Origin of the sequence: Lysinibacillus sp. NPDC093197 (genome assembly GCF_044754025.1) — a bacterium.
In the GTDB taxonomy this organism is placed as follows: domain Bacteria; phylum Bacillota; class Bacilli; order Bacillales_A; family Planococcaceae; genus Lysinibacillus.
Genome location: NZ_JBIVOH010000015.1, coordinates 1 through 19,138 on the forward strand (window position 1 = coordinate 1; position 19,138 = coordinate 19,138).

Here is a 19,138-nt window from a genome sequence, read left to right on the forward strand (position 1 = left end):
ACACCCGTTCCCATACCGAACACGGAAGTTAAGCTCTTTAGCGCCGATGGTAGTTGGGGGCTTCCCCCTGTGAGAGTAGGACGTCGCTAGGCACACAAAGCAGTCAGCAATAGCTGGCTGTTTTTTTATATTTGGGTTGAAAATTAATTACAATCCTCTTTGTCGGCACTCTACTATGAATCTCGTTGCTCCTATTTTTGTTAAAATGTGTGAAAATATTTTGTATGAAAGAATAAAATATTTGTAATCTGCAATTAAATCATTATGGATTTGAATCTTTTAAAGGTAGTTAGGTTTTTACGAAAAAAATATATTAAGTAGAGAAAATCGTACATTAAATATAGAAAATCGGTCTTAAAAATGCAGAATAGGGTATAAATTTTACTAGATTAAAATATCTGAATTGTCTTTCTTTTATAAGTTTCTTGACAGTAGCATGACTCGTTGTTAATCTTACAATTAATATTCTTTTAACTATAGGAGGAAGTTACGAAAATGTGGGAATCTAAATTTGCCAAAGAAGGTTTAACTTTTGATGATGTATTATTAGTACCAGCTCATTCAGAAGTATTACCGAAAGATGTTGATTTATCAGTTCAACTAACACCAAAGATTAAATTAAATATTCCAATGGTCAGTGCAGGTATGGATACAGTAACAGAATCTAAGATGGCAATTGCTATGGCACGTCAAGGTGGTATCGGTATTATCCATAAAAATATGGGAATCGATGAGCAAGCAGAACAAGTTGAAAAAGTAAAACGATCTGAAAATGGCGTTATTACAAACCCATTCTTCTTAACTCCAACCCACCAAGTTTTCGATGCTGAACATTTAATGGGGAAATACCGAATTTCAGGTGTTCCAATTGTTGATAGCATGGAAAACCAAAAACTAGTTGGTATTATTACAAACCGCGATTTACGTTTTATTTCTGACTACTCTTTAAAAATTGAAGATGTAATGACAAAAGAAGATTTGATTACGGCTCCTGTTGGAACGACTTTAGAGGATGCTGAAAAAATTCTCCAACAATACAAAATTGAAAAACTTCCTATTGTAGATGAAGATGGTAAATTAACTGGCTTAATTACAATTAAGGATATTGAAAAAGTAATTGAATTCCCGAAAGCTGCGAAAGATGTACATGGTCGTTTATTAGTAGGCGCAGCAGTAGGTGTTTCTAAAGATACAATGGTTCGCATTGAGAAGCTTGTTGAAGCACAAGTGGATATCGTAGTAATCGATACAGCTCATGGACACTCAGAGGGCGTACTACAAACAATTCGTTCTATCCGTGAGACATACCCTGAACTAGAAATCATTGCTGGTAACGTAGCAACTGGAGACGGTGCTCGTGCACTATTTGAGGCTGGTGCAGATGTAGTGAAAGTTGGTATTGGACCAGGATCAATTTGTACAACTCGTGTTGTTGCAGGTGTAGGTGTACCTCAAATTACAGCTATATATGATTGCGCTACAGTAGCTCGTGAGCTTGGTAAAACAATTATTGCTGATGGTGGTATTAAATACTCTGGAGATATCGTAAAAGCCCTTGCAGCAGGTGGTAACATCGTAATGCTTGGTTCACTTCTTGCAGGTACTTCTGAATCTCCTGGGGATACTGAAATTTTCCAAGGTCGTCGCTTTAAAGTTTATCGCGGTATGGGTTCAATTGGTGCAATGGAAAAAGGTTCAAAAGATCGTTATTTCCAAGAGGATGCGAAAAAATTAGTGCCTGAAGGAATTGAAGGTCGACTTCCTTATAAAGGTCCTCTAGCAGATACAGTTTATCAATTGATCGGCGGTATTCGAGCAGGTATGGGTTATTGTGGAGCTCCTAACCTTGAGTACTTACGTGACAAAGCTCAGTTTGTTCGTATGACAGGTGCAGGTCTTCGTGAGTCACATCCTCATGATGTTCAAATTACTAAAGAATCACCAAACTATTCAATGTAATAAATTTCAAGCAACTTTTATGCTCTCGTATCGTCTACAAAGATGGCACGGGGGCATTTTTTATGATACAGATTGCGCACGTAGGATGATATCTATGATAAAATGTCGAGGACAAGATTATTTTTTGGAGGGCAATGAAGGTGAAAAAAACAATGAACACCGTATTACGTTTGCTCCTAATTCCTGTTCTATTATTTAGTATATTCGCGGGTATGCCTGCGAAAGCAAATGCAGAAACAGATTTAGGGCTTACAGTAGATGCTGCGATTCTAATCGACGCAGATTCAGGAAAAATTTTATATGAACAAAATGCAGATACTTCACTAGGTATCGCTAGTATGACGAAGATGATGACAGAGTATCTACTACTGGATGCAATCGATGCAGGTACGGTGAAATGGGATCAAGAATATCATGTTACAGATTATACGTATCGCATGTCTCAAAATCGTGCATTAAGTAATGTACCATTACGAAGAGACGGATCATATACAATTCGTGAACTTTATGAGGCGATGGCTATCTATTCTGCAAATGCAGCGACAGTAGCTATTGCAGAAACAATTGCTGGTACGGAAACTGAGTTTTTAAAACTTATGAACAAAAAGGCAGAAGAGCTTGGACTTGAAGGCTATAAGTTTGTAAATGCTACTGGTCTTAACAATGCAGATTTATTCGGTATGCAACCAGCAGGCACTGGCCCAGAAGACGAGAATGTGATGCCAGCTAAGTCTGTAGCAAAATTAGCGTATCATTTATTAAAAGACCATCCAAAGGTTTTAGAAACATCTAAGATTACAAAAAAGACATTCCGTGAAGGTACAGATGATGCAATTGAGATGTCAAACTGGAACTTTATGTTGCCGGGTCTAGTATTCCAATATGAAGGCGTAGACGGCCTGAAAACAGGGACTACAAACTTTGCAGGACATTGCTTCACAGGTACTGCAGAACGCAACGGGACACGTTTAATTGCAGTTGTAATGAAAGCTGTAGATGCAAATGGACAAGGTTCGTATAAAGCACGTTTTGATGCTACAGCAAAATTATTTAACTACGGCTTTTCACAATTTACAAAACATGAAATTATCCCAGCGAACTATAAATTTAAAGACCAAAAGACTGTAAAAGTTACAAAAGGGAAAGAAGATAAAGTAGCCATCGCTGTGAAAGAACCAATTTCATTTATGGTGAAATCTTCTGAAAAAGAATTATATCAACCTAAATTAGTATTAGATAAAAAAAGCCTTGAAGCTAAAGTTAAGAAAGATACGGTAGTAGGTAAAGTCGTTATAGAGCGCACAGAAGGTAAGGATTACGGCTTTATCGATGGCAAGGAATTTGCATCTGACGTCGTGACAACTGCATCTGTTGAACGTGCAAGTGGCATTGCTCTATTCTTCCAAGGTATCGGTAACTTCTTCGGCAGCTTATGGGGCGGTATTACTGACTTTGTTGGTGGATTATTTTAAAAACTAATATAAAGAACACGTTTATGTTTGAAAAAGCATAACGTGTTCTTTTTCACATTTTACTGGCTATGTGCATACGCTAATAGGCGAAAGGATGTGGCTAAATGTGTGGTATTACAGGGTGGGCTAGCTTTAAAAAGGATTTACGAACAAGTGATAAAATCATGAAGTCAATGGCGCAAGCATTAAGTAAACGAGGCCCTGATGATGAAAATACTTGGTGTAATGAACATATTGCATTTGGCCATCGACGGTTAGCGGTTATCGATTTAATAGGTGGCAAGCAACCGATGATGAAAAAACATGATGGCGTAAACTATGCCATTACATATAATGGCGAGCTGTATAATACAGAAGAATTACGTAAAGAACTGCAAACGAGAGGGCATGTTTTTACAACTCAGTCAGATACGGAAGTATTAATAACTGCTTATATTGAATGGAAAGAACAATGTGTGAACTATTTAAATGGCATATTTGCTTTTGGCGTGTGGGATGAACAAACAGAGTCACTTTTTCTGTGCCGTGACCGTCTTGGGGTAAAGCCTTTGTATTATACGGAGCAGCAAGAAGGGTTACTTTTTGCATCAGAGGTAAAGGCGCTATTTGCTCATCCAGTAGTCCATCCAATTGTTAATACAGAAGGGCTTGCTACGATAATGGCTGTAGGACCATCTAAAACACCTGGTAAGTCGCTATTTCATAATATTAATGAATTACGGCCAGGATACGCAATGAGGTATTCAAGAGACGGGGTACGTATATGGCAATATTGGCAGCTTCAAAGCAAAAAACATGAAGAGTCATTGGAAGAGACAATTGATCATGTACGCTATTTACTGACAGATGCTATCGAACGACAACTTGTATCAGATGTACCGATTTGCACATTTCTGTCTGGAGGTTTAGATTCTAGTATTATTACCGGTATTGCGGCAAATAGCTTCCAGCAACAAAATAAAGGCAAACTTCATACGTACTCTATCGACTATGAGGATAACGAACGTTTCTTTAATCCACACGCTTTTCAAACTTCAACTGACACTTATTGGATTAAAAAAATGAACGACTCATTTGATACAACGCATCATGCTGAGCAAATTTCACAGCAACAATTAATCGATTTATTAATAGAAGCTGTCATTGTCAGAGATGCTCCTGGTATGGCGGATGTTGACTCCTCGTTACTATGGTTTTGCCGAGAAATAAAAAAAGATTTTACGGTCGCTTTATCGGGGGAATGTGCAGATGAAATATTCGGTGGCTATCCATGGTTTAAAGAAAAGACTACCGGCTTTCCATGGATTCGATCACTTCCAGAAAGAACAGCTATGTTACGGCAGGAATGGCGCAACAAGTTAGACGTGGAAAATTACGCACAGCAAGTATATGATCAAACGATTGGAGAAGTACCTTATCTCGAGGGGGAAAGTTCAGAGGCAGCACAGCACCGTGAAATGTTTTATTTAAACATGGTATGGTTTATGCAAACATTGCTAGAACGAAAAGATCGGATGAGTATGGGCGCGAGTCTAGAGGTGCGTGTGCCATTTGCAGATCATCGGCTTGTAGAATATACATGGAATATTCCTTGGGAAATGAAAAATTTAGACGGTATGGAAAAAGGCTTACTTCGAAAAGCGATGTCGCATTTATTGCCAGAGGAAGTGTTATATCGCAAAAAGAATCCATATCCGAAAACGTATCATCCTATTTATACTGCAGGTGTTCAAACGTGGTTAAAAGAAATATTAAACGATAAAAATTCAGTTCTTCATGAATTTTTTGAACGACAAAAACTAGTAGAGTTAATTGAGTCTGGAGGAAGTTCATTTAAAGTGCCATGGTATGGACAATTAATGGCTGGTCCGCAACTCTTAGCCTATTTAGGGCAAATTCATACGTGGTTTAAGCATTATAATATTCAACTAAAAGAAAATGGATAAAAAGCACAACCATCTATATCACTTTAATCGTGATGTAGATGGTTGTTTACGTTGTATTGCCCAGCAATTCATTAATTTCTCGACTGATGTTTCGATTTCATGCACAGGTATACCGCCAAAGCCAAGTAAAAATTGAGCTTGTGAGGCTGTATCCTCATCAAGTCGATAATCTGATAATGGATAGATACCTATTCCTGCAGCATTGGCACTTTGCTGTAATTGTTTCTCGGATAATTCATGCTGAACATTGAGCAAGATGTGCATGCCTGCTTGCTCTCCTGTTATTCTAATTTGAGTAGAATAATTTTCTAAAATGGTAGTTAGCTTCTCATGCTTTTTTCGATATACTTTTCGCATACGATTCAAATGCTTTGAAAAGTGACCATCTCGCATAAAATTGGCTACAATGTGCTGATCAAATCTAGGTACTGTCGATGAATAATAATTAAAGACGTCATTATAAGTAGCTAGCAGCTTTGGTGGAAGCACAAAATAAGCAACTCGCAAAGATGGCATTAATGATTTTGTAAAGGTACTCATATAAATGACTTTGTCATTGCGATCTAATGCTTGAAGAGCAGGAATTGGTTTTCCAGTATAACGAAATTCAGAATCATAATCATCCTCAATGATATATCGTGATGGGCTTTGTGCGGCCCAATTCAATGCCTGGGCACGTCTTGTCGCAGATAATACAGCGCCAGTAGGGAATTGATGCGATGGCGTTATATAAACAACGTTGGCAGTTGTTTTTTCTAATTCCTGAATAAGAATTCCTTCATCGTCTACAGAGATTGGACAAACTTTTCGCTTATGTTGTAGAAACATCCGATGCACTGTTGGATAACCAGGGTTTTCGAGCGCAAAGCAAGTATCTTCACTGAAGAGACGTAATATCATCGGAAGTAATTGTTCAGTACCGGAGCCAATAACAATTTGTTCAGGGCTACAAATAACGCCACGTGATTGATATAAATAATTAGCAATCTCCGTACGTAATGCTAATTCTCCCTGTGGCTCACCTGTTAATAATAGTTCCTTCGAGGCATCATCAAATAGCTCTTTTGCATATTTTCGCCACGTTTGAAATGGGAAGGCATCAATATCAATGGAACCAGGGTTAAAATCAATGGAATATGATTTTTTCCGAGGCTGCTCTGTTAGGTATGTGGATGTGTCTTGCTGAATATATGGAAGTTCATCAATTTCCTCAACAAAATAACCGACCCTCGATTTTGACATAATATAACCTTCAGCAAGTAACTGCGCATAGGCAATTTCAATAGTCGTTTGAGAAATATTTAAAAAATCTGCTAATTTTCTTTTTGAAGGTAATTTTTCTCCAACGGTAATTTTCTTTGTAGTAATGGCTTCCTTTATACCGCTATAAAGCTGATCATATAGCGGTTTTCCACCATCTTTTTCAAGCTGAAATAAGAGCATATCCATGAGCGATTATTCTCCTGACCTTATAATTATTTTATAAACTGAATATTTTGATATGGTCAATTTCTATTATACTAAATTTTATCACAAAGGTGGAGGTAGAAAATAATGAAGCAAACAGGAACTGAATTAGTGAAGCGTGGGATGGCTGAAATGCAAAAGGGTGGCGTAATTATGGATGTCATAAATGCAGAACAGGCAAAAATTGCTGAAGCGGCAGGGGCTGTAGCTGTTATGGCGTTAGAGCGCGTACCTTCGGATATACGAAAGGCTGGAGGAGTTGCGCGCATGGCAGATCCGCGTATTGTTGAAGAAGTTATGGGAGCAGTCACTATTCCAGTAATGGCAAAGGCACGTATTGGTCATATTGTTGAAGCGCGAGTATTAGAAGCTATGGGCGTTGATTACATTGATGAGAGTGAGGTATTAACGCCAGCAGATGAGGAATTTCATTTATTAAAGAGTGATTATACAGTACCATTCGTATGCGGTTGTCGTGATTTAGGTGAGGCAGCTCGTCGTATCGGTGAAGGGGCGTCTATGCTACGAACGAAAGGTGAGCCAGGTACAGGTAATATTGTAGAGGCTGTCCGCCATATTCGTAAGGTCAATGCGCAAGTGCGGAAAGTTGTCGGAATGACTGAGGATGAGCTAATGACAGAAGCGAAATTACTAGGTGCTCCTTTTGAATTATTACGAGAAATTAAAAAGCTTGGTCGCTTACCAGTTGTAAACTTTGCAGCAGGTGGTGTTGCGACGCCAGCAGATGCTGCCCTTATGATGGAATTAGGTGCAGATGGCGTATTTGTTGGGTCAGGTATTTTTAAATCAGAAAATCCCGAGAAATTTGCACGTGCCATTGTCGAAGCAACGACACATTATAAAGACTATCAATTGATTGCAGAAATTTCAAAGGAGCTTGGCGTGCCGATGAAAGGTATTGATATTGCACAGCTGAGTCAAAGTGAACGTATGCAAGAACGAGGCTGGTAACATGAAAATAATCGGTGTGTTAGCATTACAGGGTGCTGTTCGAGAGCATGTACAAATGTTAGATGCACTTGGATGTCAAACGGTTTTAGTAAAGCATAAGGAGCAGCTAGTAGGGCTTGATGGTCTAGTATTACCTGGCGGAGAAAGTACGACGATGCGCAAGTTGCTGTATCGCTATGACCTGCTAGAGCCAATACGAACACTTGCACAACAAGGATTACCGATGTTCGGCACTTGTGCAGGTCTCATTTTACTTGCAAAAGAGCTGGTCGATCATGAACCACATTTAGCTGTCATGGATGTTGTCGTTGCGAGAAATTCGTATGGACGTCAAGTAGATAGCTTTGAAGTGGAGTTGGATGTTCCAGCAATTGGTGAAGCGATATCTGCTGTTTTTATTCGAGCACCGCATATTGTATCAGTCGGCGAAGGTGTGGAAGTGTTAGCTGTGCATGAAGGTAAAATTGTGCTAGCACGTGATAGGCATTTACTTGGATGTTCATTTCATCCTGAACTAACGACAGATTCGCGTATTCTCGAATATTTTGTGACGTCTATGGTGTGACTTGCAAAATCTCGAATCATATAGTACAGTAGGATAAAATTTAAATAAGTAAACACGATGATGGGAAGTAGTAACAAGCACGTTTTTTTTAGAGAGTCAGCGGTTGGTGGAAGCTGATAAAAGCACTTGTGAATCCGTCCTGGAGTTGCGCAGTCGAAGTAAATGAAGTAGGCTGTCGCCGGCTGAAATGCCGTTATGAGATAAGTGGACTAGGCAAAGTGTCTGGTCAATTAGGGTGGCAACGCGGGTAGCTCTCGTCCCTTTCATGGGATGAGGGCTTTTTTGTGTTCCATCATAAATAAAACACCCATCATTATGAAATCTACTACTGGAGGTATGAACGATGTTAGATATTAAACGCGTCCGTGATAACTTTGCGGAAATTAAAGAAATGCTATTAACACGTAACGAGGATTTAGGAAACTTAGACGATTTTGAAGCTTTAGATACGAAGCGTCGCGAATTAATCGCAAAGGCAGAAGAGCTTAAAGCTGAACGAAATAAAGTGTCTGAGCAGATTTCTGTTATGAAACGTAATAAAGAAAATGCTGATGAAGTAATCGCTCGTATGCGTCAGGTTGGCGATGAGATTAAAGAGTTAGATACACAGCTAAATGAAGTAGAAGATCGTTTTAAAGATATGATGATGCGTTTACCAAACGTTCCACATGAATCTGTGCCAGTTGGTACTACTGAAGACGATAATGTTGAGGAATATACTTGGGGCGAAGTACCAACTTTTGATTTCGACATTAAAGCACACTGGGATATTGCAACAGATTTACAAATTGTCGATTTTGAACGCGGCGCAAAAGTAACTGGAAGCCGTTTCTTATTCTACCGTGGCTTAGGTGCTCGTTTAGAACGTGCATTAATGAGCTTTATGATGGATTTACATGCAGAAGAGCATGGCTATGAAGAAATGCTACCACCTGTTATTGTGAATCGAGACAGCTTAACAGGTACAGGTCAGCTGCCTAAGTTTGAGGAAGATGTATTTAAAGTAGATGATACAGACTACTTTATGATTCCAACAGCAGAAGTACCAGTTACGAATTTCTACCGCGATGAAATTCTTCCTATTGAAGCTTTACCACAGGGCTTTGCAGCATATAGTGCTTGTTTCCGCTCAGAAGCGGGCTCTGCAGGTCGCGATACACGTGGCTTAATTCGCCAGCACCAATTCAATAAAGTAGAATTAGTACGTTTTGTTAAACCTGAAGAATCTTACGAGCAACTAGAATTATTAACTGGTCACGCTGAAAAAGTACTGCAATTATTAGGTTTACCTTACCGTAAATTAAAAATGTGTACAGCTGATTTAGGTTTCACAGCTGCGAAAAAATATGATTTAGAAGTATGGATTCCGGCTCAAAATATGTACCGCGAAATTTCTTCTTGCTCAAACTTTGAGGATTTCCAAGCGCGCCGTGCGAATATTCGTTTCCGCCGTGAGCCAAATGCAAAACCAGAATATGTGCACACATTAAACGGCTCAGGTCTTGCAATTGGTCGAACAGTGGCTGCTATCCTTGAAAACTATCAGCAAGCCGATGGAAGTGTAGTGATTCCAGAGGTATTAGTTCCTTATATGGGCGGAAAAACAGTGATTGCACCAAAATAACAAATTACTGTGGTCACAGATCCGTAATTACAAGCTTCTACTGACAGAAATGTAGTAATTCCACAGGTAAAAGCAAAGACAGTACGATAAGCTATTTTAGTTAATCTGGTTTTAGATTTTCTAAAATAGCTTTTTTTTGCTTTTTTAGCGCTCGAATCTCTCATTATTTTAGAAAATTCGTTATAATGAGTATAATTCATGGGGACAAGGGGGGAGAAAATTCATGGTTCTACATCAATTTACACAAGCATTAAGAGAGTTTGATAATGTGTTAATTACCGATGAAAAAGGCTGCGCAATTTTTTATGATTTAGCAGATTTAAATATATTGTTAGAGATTGGCTTAACACCAGATGAATTTTTCCAAAAAACCGTGACTGATAGCTATCAAAATTTATCAACTGATACAAGTACAATTTTTAAAGTACTGCAAACAGGGGAACCAATCATTTACTTTGAACAGGTTCTGACGACGTTAAATGGCTTTAGTTATACATCGCTAAGCTCAACCTATCCAATTATCGAAGGTGGAGCAATTATTGGCGCTATTGAGTTTTCAAAGCATTTTTATGAGAGTAAACAAATAAAATATTTGGATCATTTCCTCGGACATAAATTATATCGAGATAACCATACAAATTACCGTTTAGAAGATTTAATTTCTGTGAATGCAGAAATGAAAGCTCAAACTGAGAAGGCTCGCCGTGGCGCAAAGAAAAATTCATCTATTCTGATTACAGGGGAAACAGGTACAGGGAAGGATATTATAGCGCAAGGTATTCATAATGAAAGCGAGCGTTTTACGAAGCCGTATATTGTGCTCAATTGTTCCACATTGACAGAGGATAATATTTTTTCACAGCTTTACGGTATCGAGGCTGAAGGGAAACAAGGAAAACTGCAGGAGGCTAATGGGGGCACCTTACTTATTGATCAGTTAAATATGCTGGATTTATCATTACAGGCAAAATTACTGCATGCGGTAGATTTGAAATCGCTGAATGGAGAGCCGTTAGATATTAGATATATTACAACGGTCAATGAAGATTTAGATAAACTTTTAGCAGAAAAAAAATTACGTGAGGATTTGTTTTATCGTCTGAACGTTATGCAAATAGATTTGCCACCGCTTCATATGCGCAAAGAAGATATACCTGCTATTCTTGATTCTTATATTCAATTTTATAATGAGCATACAATTCAAAAAGATGTTCGTTATAGTGAAGAGGTACTTCAATTATTTTATGAATATCATTGGCCAGGAAATGTGCGTGAACTAAAAAATGCTCTAGAAGCGGCCTATAACAATTTAACAGGACAAGAAATTTTACTGGAGCATATTCCAGAGCGCATTGTAAGAACGGTGCAGCAAAAAGCTCAGCCGTCCATGCCTAATATCCATTCAGGACATTTAAGAGATTTAACAGAAGCTTATGAACGCCTGATCATTGCTGAAAAATTGCGTGAAACAGAAGGGCGCTTAGCAGAAACAGCCCGTCGATTAGGTATCTCACGTCAGCTACTTAAATATAAATGTTTAAAATATGAGTTGTTGTAAAATTTTTTTTACAAAAAGGAGATAAAAATTTATCTCCTTTTTTCATTGCTAAAAATTTTTTATGATTTAGATAAATCTTATGTGAGTTTTGATGATGATTAAGGGGGACAGTGTATTGTTCGCCTGTAACATAAGTAATTTAAAAACTTGCTATTAACATGCCAGTTCTCACTAACTTTTGTCCTACTACAGTCTAGTGGATTCGATTGGATGATGCCATCCCATCGGCTTTTGACTAGGTGCTTTTTTACATATAGTAGTGAAAGCCGACGACCTAACGAAAACGACCTTGGTGTTGAAGAAATAGGAGTTGAAGAATAATGAAAATCTTTCGTAATGCAAAAATTTATACAGCCAATTCCGAATGTCAATCTGCTACAGCAATGGTGATTGCTGATGGCAAGATTAAATGGCTTGGTTTAGAAGAAGATATGCCTTCATATGAAGGAGAAATTATAGACCTACAAGGAAAAGTTATTATTCCAGGTATTATCGATGCGCATATGCACCCAATAATGTTGGCGGATGTGCTTGAGCAAGTAGCTTGCCTACCACCACAAATTCTTTCAATCGAAGAAATGATTATAGCTTTACAAAATTACGATGCTAGTCAACGTGGTTGGATTTTAGGCTGGGGCTACGATGAAGGAAAGCTGGCTGAGAAACGTGTACCACTAAAGGCAGATTTAGATCGTGCATCAACAGAATTACCAGTAATCGTCATGCGTACATGTGGACATATTATTTCTGTTAATAGTAAAGCATTAGAAATTGCAGGTATTACAAAGGACACTCCTAATCCGCAAGGTGGACAAATTGACCGAGACCAAAACGGTGAGCCGACAGGCGTGCTTCGTGAAAATGCGCGCAATTTAGTACTGCAACATTTACCATCACCATCTGAAGATGAAATTGTAGCAAGACTTGTGAAACTATCTCATATTTTAGCTTCCTATGGTGTAACAAGTATTACAGAAATGATGGCAACGGTAAGTCCGCTTGATTATTTAAGCTTATATCGTAAGGCGCGTACTAAAGGTTTGAAGCAACGTGTCGCTGTTAATTATGTATGGGATGATATACAAAACCATGATCTATTAGTAGAAGAAAATTTAGATCGCCAAGCAGGTGCATATATAGGCGGAATTAAGTTATTTTCGGATGGTAGTGTATCGGGACGTACAGCGCTTGTCTCTGAGCCATTTTTAAACAGTTCTGAAACAGGTATTGCCATGACGACAAAAGAGGAACTTTTAGCTGCGACTATTGAAGCAAGGAATCATAGTATTCAATTAGTCGTTCATGCAATGGGCGACAGAGCTATAGACTTAATTGTTAATACTTTCTATGAAGAAGAAGCGTGGTTAACAGATGCGCCATCTGTTCGTATCGAACATGCTGCAATGCCGTCAGAGAGTGCCTTGAAGAAGGCAGCTGAATGGGGCATCGGCTTTGTGCCACAGCCAATCTTCTTATTTTGTGAAATTGAAAGCTACTTACAAAATCTCGGTCTAGAGAAAACGCAAACGTTATATGGTGTGCAAACATTTTTACAGCAAGGCATTGCTACAGCTTTATCATCAGACGCACCTGCGACATCTTGGGCAGAAGCATCCAATCCTTTCGTAACAATTCAGGCAGCTGTTACACGTACTGCATATGATGGGACAGATTTAGGTGCCGCAGAACGTATTTCAGTAGAAGAAGCATTACAGCTTTATACGGCGGATGCAAAAACGATGATACGTATGGAAAAGGTCGGTCAGCTGAAAGAGGGTTATGAAGCGAATTTCGTTGTATTAGCGGAAGACCTTCGTGAAATATCACAAGACCAGATTATGAATGTGAAGCCACTTGCTACTTATATTGAAGGCGAGTGTGTTTTTAAACAGTAATTTTTGCTAGCATGAAACTATTATTTTGTTATGAAGATGTTGTCGCTGCTACGACACATTTCATATATATCGCCATCCCCATAATCATAGAAAAGAAAAAGGTACCTCATAAGTTTAGAGGTACCTTTTTCTTATTAGAGCAAAGGAACTTAACCTACGATGATTCACAAGATCCTGTGCTTTCAGCCATTTTACGTGCTTTTTTCTCCGCTTTTTTTCGTTCACGTAATACGCGGAAAAAGTCAGTTAAAATTTGACCACAGTCTTCAGCCAAAATACCTTCTGTAACATCACATTCATGGTTAAAACGGGCATCATTTAATAAATGATAGAGCGAATTGACACACCCTGCTTTAATATCTCTCGCACCATATACAACACGCGGCACTCGTGACTGCAAAATGGCACCTGCGCACATGGGGCAAGGTTCCAATGTGACATAGAGTGTTGTTTGTTCAAGGCGCCAACTACCTATTTTTTTACATGCCTCTTGAATAACCATTAATTCAGCATGCGTTGTAGCATTTTGGGTTGTTTCACGTAGATTATGTGCTTTAGCAATGACTTCTCCTTCATATACAAGAACGGCTCCTATCGGCACCTCGCCAAGCAAGGCAGCTTTTTTAGCTTCTTCTAAGGCTTGGCCCATAAACATAACGTCTGTTTCATAATTATCCACTAGTATCTCTCCTTACAAATAGTGTATCACGCGTGTGGAGTTTTGTGTTTTGCTTTGAATTGACATTCCTAAAATAACCATATATATTTATATATGAACACATGCTCATATATAAATACAATATTGGGGGAACGGAAAATGGATGAACAAGTGAAACAGGTAGAAATAGAGAGCGGAAAGGGACAGCACTTAGATGAAGAAACGCTATTTGTGGTATCTCAAACGTTTAAAGCATTGAGTGATCCGACAAGAATACGCATTTTAAATTTATTATGTTCAGATGAGCACTCGGTCAATGACATCGCTGAAATATTAGACTTAAGTCAATCAACAGTATCTCATCAGTTACGATTTTTAAAAAATTTAAGATTAGTGAAATTTAGGAGAGAAGGAACAAGCTTATATTATTCAAAAGATGATGATCACATCATGAATTTATTGAAGCAAGCAATTGAACACGCGACGCACAATTAAAAGTATTGTATTAATAAATTTTTGGAGGGGAAAACTATGGGGCATAATCACGATCATGGCCATGATCATACACATGGCGCAAATAAAAAGGTACTGTTGTTATCCTTTATAATCATTACGAGTTATATGGTTGTTGAAGCGATTGGTGGGGTTTTAACTAATAGTTTGGCGCTTTTATCAGACGCTGGACATATGCTAAGTGATTCAATTTCATTAGCAATAGCACTACTTGCTTTTATGTTTGGAGAAAAAGCAGCTAGCTTTAGTAAAACATATGGCTATAAAAGGTTCGAGATTTTAGCTGCAGTATTAAATGGCGTGACATTAATATTAATCGCATTATTTATTTTTTATGAAGCAATTGAGCGTTTTGCAAATCCTCCAGAAGTGGCAACGACAGGGATGCTAATTATTAGTGTAATTGGCCTTCTAATAAATATTTTAGTTGCTTGGATTATGATGCGCGGTGGCGATACACAAGACAATTTAAATATGCGCGGAGCATTTTTACATGTTCTTAGCGATATGCTTGGCTCTGTAGGTGCTATAATCGCTGCATTAGTTATTATGTTTTTCGGCTGGGGATGGGCAGATCCGCTCGCAAGTGTCATTGTGGCAGTATTGGTACTACGGAGTGGATATTTTGTAACAAAGGCCGCTATCCATGTACTTATGGAAGGAACTCCGTCAAATGTTGATGTACAGGAAATCATTCAAATAATCGAGCAAAATGAAGGTGTACAAAGTATCCATGACCTTCATATTTGGACGATTACTAGTGGCACAAATGCACTTTCCTGTCATGCAGTTGTCGATAGCCAACTAAGCATTGGGGAAAGCGAGCATATATTACGCGAAATTGAACATAATCTTGAACATAAGGGCATAAAGCATGTAACGATACAATTGGAAACGGTAGCAAATCGTCATGATGAGTCAATTTTATGTAATATAAAAAGTGAGCAAGCTCATCACGATCATGATTAAAAAAATTAGAAAAAATAAATTGCCTACTTTACATACCCTTCATGGGTATAGTATGATTATAATCAAATAGGAGGTGAAGCAGTTGGAAGACACAGTGAAAGATGATGCTTGTCATACGGGAGAAACTGCGTCGTGTCGAAAAAGTCACCACCCTGAGCGCGTAAAAAAGGATTTAACGACTCGTTTAAATCGAATCGAGGGTCAAATCCGAGGCATTAAGGGAATGATTGAAAAGGACGTTTACTGTGATGATGTTATAACGCAGTTGTCTGCCACGCAATCAGCTTTAAATAGCGTAGCGAAAATTTTATTAGAAGGTCATTTAAAAGGCTGTGTCGTAGATCGCCTATCTGAAGGTGATGAAGCGGTCCTAGATGAATTAGTAGTGACCATTCAAAAATTAATGAAAAAATAATAATTTTTTAGGGTATATACTCTTATATAGCATTTTAATTTAACTTAAAGGAGAGATATTTATGCAAAACGTAACATTAAACGTACAAGGAATGTCATGTGGACATTGTGTTAATTCAGTAGAAAAAAGTGTCGGTGCACTAGCTGGTGTAGAACAAGTAAAAGTAAATTTGGCTGATGGTTTGGTAGATGTAGCGTTTGACGATGCACAAGTATCACTAGCGCAAATTAAAGAAACGATTGACGATCAAGGTTATGAGGTAGAATAAGAAAAGTAGGGTGCTCAAAAAGCACTCTATTATTTTCAAATCTATATACCCCTAGTCGGTATATAAAGAGGAGGAAAGGTAATGAGTTCTGACTTCAAGGAAACAAATTTACAAATTACAGGTATGACTTGTGCAGCTTGTGCTACTCGAATAGAAAAGGGATTGAAAAAAATGGAGGGTGTCGAGCAAGCAACTGTAAACTTAGCGCTTGAAAAGTCCTCTATAAAATATGATCCAGCAAAATTGAGTGAAGCAGATTTTGAAAAAAAGATTGAAGCATTAGGTTATGGTGTGGTGAAACAAAAAACAGAACTAGATATTACAGGTATGACGTGCGCTGCTTGTGCCACACGCATAGAAAAAGGTTTAAATAAACTGTCAGGCGTATCAACGGCTTCTGTAAACTTGGCTCTTGAAAAAGCAACAATCGAATTTAATCCAACAGAAGTTGCTGTATCTGACATTATCGGTAAGGTAGAGAAATTAGGATATGGGGCTCACCAGAAGGCGGATGAGCAAGCAACCGAAGATTATCGAGAAAAGGCTATAAAACAACAGCAACAAAAACTTATTTTCTCTGCCATTCTTTCGCTACCATTACTTTGGACGATGGTTGGTCACTTTTCTTTTACATCATTTTTATATGTCCCTGATTTTTTAATGAATCCTTGGGTGCAATTATTGTTAGCTACGCCGGTTCAATTTATTATTGGGAGACAATTTTATGTAGGGGCATATAAAGCACTACGTAATGGAAGTGCCAATATGGATGTTCTTGTCGTTATGGGGACCTCTGCGGCATATTTCTACAGTGTCTATCAAGCAATTGTCACAATTAATTCGCATCACGGCCCACATTTATATTTTGAAACGAGTGCCGTTTTAATTACGTTAATACTATTAGGTAAATTATTCGAGGCAAAAGCTAAAGGTCGCTCATCGGAAGCTATAAAAAAATTAATGGGCCTTCAAGCTAAATCCGCTATTGTTGTGCGCGACGGCGTAGAAAAAGAAATACCGTTAGAGGAAGTTGTAATAGGTGACATTTTATTAGTGAAGCCGGGTGAGAAAATTCCAGTTGATGGTGCTGTATTAGAGGGCACAACGGCTGTTGACGAATCAATGCTAACTGGGGAAAGTCTACCGGTAGATAAAAAGCAAGGCGATTTATTATACGGTTCAACAATTAATAAAAATGGTTTTGTGAAAATGTCGGCTACAAAAGTTGGGCGTGATACAGCACTGGCACAAATTATAAAAGTTGTTGAAGATGCACAAGGCTCAAAAGCACCTATTCAACGTTTAGCAGACCAAATTTCCGGCATTTTCGTACCAATTGTTGTTGGTATTGCTATTGTCACTTTCCTTATTTGGATTCTATGGGTAAAACCAGGAGAGTTTACACCGGCACTTGAAGTTTTAATTGCTGTGCTTGTAATTGCTTGTCCTTGTGCGCTTGGCTTAGCGACACCAACATCTATTATGGCAGGCTCAGGTCGGGCTGCTGAATTTGGTATTTTATTTAAAGGTGGCGAGCATTTAGAACAAACGCAACGCATTGATACAGTAGTTGTCGATAAAACAGGTACAGTTACACACGGAAAACCTGTATTAACGGACGTCGTACTAGCAGCCAATCAAGAGGAAGCACATGTTCTTTCATTAATTGGCGCAGCGGAGAAACAATCCGAGCATCCGTTAGCACAAGCAATTGTTCAAGGAATTGAGGATAAAGGTATCGAGCTTGGCGATGTTCAATTTTTTGAGGCAATTCCAGGCTATGGTGTGCAAGCAACAGTTTCTGGTCAAGGTGTTGTAATCGGAACACGGAAATTAATGCAACAATACGATATTAATATTGAGCATATTTTGCCAACAATGGAGCATTTCGAAGAGAGCGGTAAAACTGCAATGTTGGCTGCTATTAATGGTCAATATGCTGGTCTTGTTGCTGTAGCAGATACGGTAAAAGATACTTCCAAAGAAGCTATTCATCGTTTACAGGAAATGGGTATTACGGTCATTATGATGACGGGCGATAACAAACGGACTGCACAGGCAATTGGCGATGAGGTTGGTGTTAATCATGTTATCGCGGAAGTACTTCCAGAAGGAAAAGCCGATGAAGTGAAAAAACTTCAAGCTGCAGGCAAAAATGTAGCGATGGTAGGGGATGGTATAAATGACGCACCCGCATTAGCAACAGCACATATTGGGATGGCTATTGGTACAGGTACAGACGTCGCAATGGAGGCTGCTGATATTACGTTAATTCGTGGAGATCTAAATAGCATTGCGGAAGCGATCATTATGAGTCGTAAAACAATGCGCAATATTAAACAAAATCTATTTTGGGCATTTGCTTATAATACATTAGGTATTCCTATAGCGGCCATGGGTCTACTTGCACCGTGGGTAGCAGGCGCAGCTATGGCATTCAGCTCAGTATCTGTTGTATTAAATGCCTTACGTTTACAACGAGTGAAATTATAGTGCCAGGCACTCAAACAATTCTCAAACAATTTTCTAAATAAAAGTCTACGAAGATACGTGCTTAGAACGCAGTACCATAAGAAGCAAAAAAGTGAGCGAATTACGAGGGGAAAGTTTATAGTAAGCCCGCGGAATGCGCCCACCGTAGTGGAAATCTATAGCAGTATTTGTTTAAAGTCTGGACCCACTACGGTGGGTCTTTTTTTATTGCATTATCTATCAAGTGTGCATATTAAAAAATGTTAAAAATTGAGATTCACGTTGATTCTGTTTTTCATTTTCTCACTATGATACAATGAAAAGCACTGATTCATTTTTAGTTTTATACAGTATAGCCTTAAAATAAGGGCATAATTGACTCATA

15 protein-coding genes, 1 rRNA gene and 1 other annotated feature are annotated in these 19,138 nt (G+C 38.5%); of the genes, 14 read left to right on the forward strand and 2 right to left on the reverse strand.

Annotated elements, in window-relative coordinates; all coding sequences use genetic code 11:
• The 4 genes from rrf to asnB form a co-directional block, all read left to right on the forward strand.
• Window positions 1-92 (forward strand): 5S ribosomal RNA (gene rrf / locus ACIP9G_RS22475); the annotation flags it as partial.
• Between the two features lie 403 nt (window positions 93-495).
• Window positions 496-1,959, forward strand: a complete 1,464-nt coding sequence (gene guaB / locus ACIP9G_RS22480) for an IMP dehydrogenase (RefSeq protein ID WP_228134214.1) — start codon at window positions 496-498, stop codon at window positions 1,957-1,959.
• Between the two features lie 140 nt (window positions 1,960-2,099).
• The gene (locus ACIP9G_RS22485) at window positions 2,100-3,431 is read left to right on the forward strand and encodes a D-alanyl-D-alanine carboxypeptidase family protein (RefSeq protein WP_401022442.1); all 1,332 of its coding nucleotides are present in this window, start codon (window positions 2,100-2,102) and stop codon (window positions 3,429-3,431) included.
• 104 nt (window positions 3,432-3,535) lie between these two features.
• A complete protein-coding gene (gene asnB / locus ACIP9G_RS22490; RefSeq protein WP_401022443.1) occupies window positions 3,536-5,377 on the forward strand; it encodes an asparagine synthase (glutamine-hydrolyzing) in 1,842 nt (613 codons plus the stop codon).
• Window positions 5,378-5,395: 18 nt separating this feature from the next.
• On the opposite strand, the gene pdxR is transcribed toward asnB, so the two are convergent.
• The gene (gene pdxR, locus ACIP9G_RS22495; RefSeq protein WP_401022445.1) at window positions 5,396-6,826 is read right to left on the reverse strand and encodes a MocR-like pyridoxine biosynthesis transcription factor PdxR; all 1,431 of its coding nucleotides are present in this window, start codon (window positions 6,824-6,826) and stop codon (window positions 5,396-5,398) included.
• Window positions 6,827-6,931: 105 nt separating this feature from the next.
• On the opposite strand from pdxR, the gene pdxS reads away from it, so the two are divergent.
• The 5 genes from pdxS to ACIP9G_RS22520 all read left to right on the forward strand — a co-directional run bounded on the left by pdxS (window position 6,932) and on the right by ACIP9G_RS22520 (window position 13,458).
• Window positions 6,932-7,816, forward strand: coding sequence for a pyridoxal 5'-phosphate synthase lyase subunit PdxS (gene pdxS / locus ACIP9G_RS22500; protein WP_401015149.1), 885 nt, complete (start codon window positions 6,932-6,934; stop codon window positions 7,814-7,816).
• A 1-nt stretch (window position 7,817) separates the two neighbouring features.
• A complete protein-coding gene (pdxT, locus tag ACIP9G_RS22505; RefSeq protein WP_401022447.1) occupies window positions 7,818-8,381 on the forward strand; it encodes a pyridoxal 5'-phosphate synthase glutaminase subunit PdxT in 564 nt (187 codons plus the stop codon).
• A 48-nt stretch (window positions 8,382-8,429) separates the two neighbouring features.
• Window positions 8,430-8,646: a binding site (T-box leader), on the forward strand.
• Window positions 8,647-8,724: 78 nt separating this feature from the next.
• Entirely contained in the window at window positions 8,725-10,005 is a 1,281-nt protein-coding gene (gene serS, locus ACIP9G_RS22510; protein ID WP_340821499.1) for a serine--tRNA ligase, read from the forward strand.
• Between the two features lie 223 nt (window positions 10,006-10,228).
• Window positions 10,229-11,563: a sigma 54-interacting transcriptional regulator gene (locus ACIP9G_RS22515; RefSeq protein ID WP_401022451.1), complete on the forward strand. Its 1,335-nt coding sequence runs from the start codon at window positions 10,229-10,231 to the stop codon at window positions 11,561-11,563.
• Between the two features lie 320 nt (window positions 11,564-11,883).
• Window positions 11,884-13,458, forward strand: a complete 1,575-nt coding sequence (locus ACIP9G_RS22520) for an amidohydrolase (RefSeq protein WP_401022453.1) — start codon at window positions 11,884-11,886, stop codon at window positions 13,456-13,458.
• Between the two features lie 154 nt (window positions 13,459-13,612).
• Here ACIP9G_RS22520 and tadA read toward each other — a convergent pair whose 3' ends face one another.
• Window positions 13,613-14,113, reverse strand: a complete 501-nt coding sequence (tadA, locus tag ACIP9G_RS22525; RefSeq protein WP_401022471.1) for a tRNA adenosine(34) deaminase TadA — start codon at window positions 14,111-14,113, stop codon at window positions 13,613-13,615.
• Between the two features lie 162 nt (window positions 14,114-14,275).
• On the opposite strand from tadA, the gene ACIP9G_RS22530 reads away from it, so the two are divergent.
• The 5 genes from ACIP9G_RS22530 to ACIP9G_RS22550 all read left to right on the forward strand — a co-directional run bounded on the left by ACIP9G_RS22530 (window position 14,276) and on the right by ACIP9G_RS22550 (window position 18,774).
• Complete coding sequence (locus ACIP9G_RS22530; protein ID WP_401022456.1) at window positions 14,276-14,611, forward strand: ArsR/SmtB family transcription factor; 336 nt, start codon at window positions 14,276-14,278, stop codon at window positions 14,609-14,611.
• A gap of 36 nt (window positions 14,612-14,647) precedes the next feature.
• A complete protein-coding gene (locus ACIP9G_RS22535; RefSeq protein ID WP_401022458.1) occupies window positions 14,648-15,598 on the forward strand; it encodes a cation diffusion facilitator family transporter in 951 nt (316 codons plus the stop codon).
• Window positions 15,599-15,680: 82 nt separating this feature from the next.
• Window positions 15,681-16,013, forward strand: a complete 333-nt coding sequence (locus tag ACIP9G_RS22540; protein WP_401022461.1) for a metal-sensitive transcriptional regulator — start codon at window positions 15,681-15,683, stop codon at window positions 16,011-16,013.
• A 61-nt stretch (window positions 16,014-16,074) separates the two neighbouring features.
• The gene (gene copZ, locus ACIP9G_RS22545) at window positions 16,075-16,281 is read left to right on the forward strand and encodes a copper chaperone CopZ (RefSeq protein ID WP_228134225.1); all 207 of its coding nucleotides are present in this window, start codon (window positions 16,075-16,077) and stop codon (window positions 16,279-16,281) included.
• Window positions 16,282-16,362: 81 nt separating this feature from the next.
• The gene (locus tag ACIP9G_RS22550) at window positions 16,363-18,774 is read left to right on the forward strand and encodes a heavy metal translocating P-type ATPase (RefSeq protein ID WP_401022464.1); all 2,412 of its coding nucleotides are present in this window, start codon (window positions 16,363-16,365) and stop codon (window positions 18,772-18,774) included.
• Window positions 18,775-19,138: the final 364 nt, after the last annotated feature.

Excerpts from the sequence above, each read along its gene's own strand:
- guaB (WP_228134214.1), top strand. The coding sequence starts at position 496 with ATGTGGGAATCTAAATTTGCCAAAGAAGGTTTAACTTTTGATGATGTA.
- asnB (WP_401022443.1), top strand. The coding sequence starts at position 3,536 with ATGTGTGGTATTACAGGGTGGGCTAGCTTTAAAAAGGATTTACGAACA.
- pdxR (WP_401022445.1), bottom strand. The coding sequence starts at position 6,826 with ATGGATATGCTCTTATTTCAGCTTGAAAAAGATGGTGGAAAACCGCTA.
- pdxS (WP_401015149.1), top strand. The coding sequence starts at position 6,932 with ATGAAGCAAACAGGAACTGAATTAGTGAAGCGTGGGATGGCTGAAATG.
- pdxT (WP_401022447.1), top strand. The coding sequence starts at position 7,818 with ATGAAAATAATCGGTGTGTTAGCATTACAGGGTGCTGTTCGAGAGCAT.
- serS (WP_340821499.1), top strand. The coding sequence starts at position 8,725 with ATGTTAGATATTAAACGCGTCCGTGATAACTTTGCGGAAATTAAAGAA.
- ACIP9G_RS22515 (WP_401022451.1), top strand. The coding sequence starts at position 10,229 with ATGGTTCTACATCAATTTACACAAGCATTAAGAGAGTTTGATAATGTG.
- ACIP9G_RS22520 (WP_401022453.1), top strand. The coding sequence starts at position 11,884 with ATGAAAATCTTTCGTAATGCAAAAATTTATACAGCCAATTCCGAATGT.
- tadA (WP_401022471.1), bottom strand. The coding sequence starts at position 14,113 with ATGTTTATGGGCCAAGCCTTAGAAGAAGCTAAAAAAGCTGCCTTGCTT.
- ACIP9G_RS22530 (WP_401022456.1), top strand. The coding sequence starts at position 14,276 with ATGGATGAACAAGTGAAACAGGTAGAAATAGAGAGCGGAAAGGGACAG.
- ACIP9G_RS22535 (WP_401022458.1), top strand. The coding sequence starts at position 14,648 with ATGGGGCATAATCACGATCATGGCCATGATCATACACATGGCGCAAAT.
- copZ (WP_228134225.1), top strand. The coding sequence starts at position 16,075 with ATGCAAAACGTAACATTAAACGTACAAGGAATGTCATGTGGACATTGT.
- ACIP9G_RS22550 (WP_401022464.1), top strand. The coding sequence starts at position 16,363 with ATGAGTTCTGACTTCAAGGAAACAAATTTACAAATTACAGGTATGACT.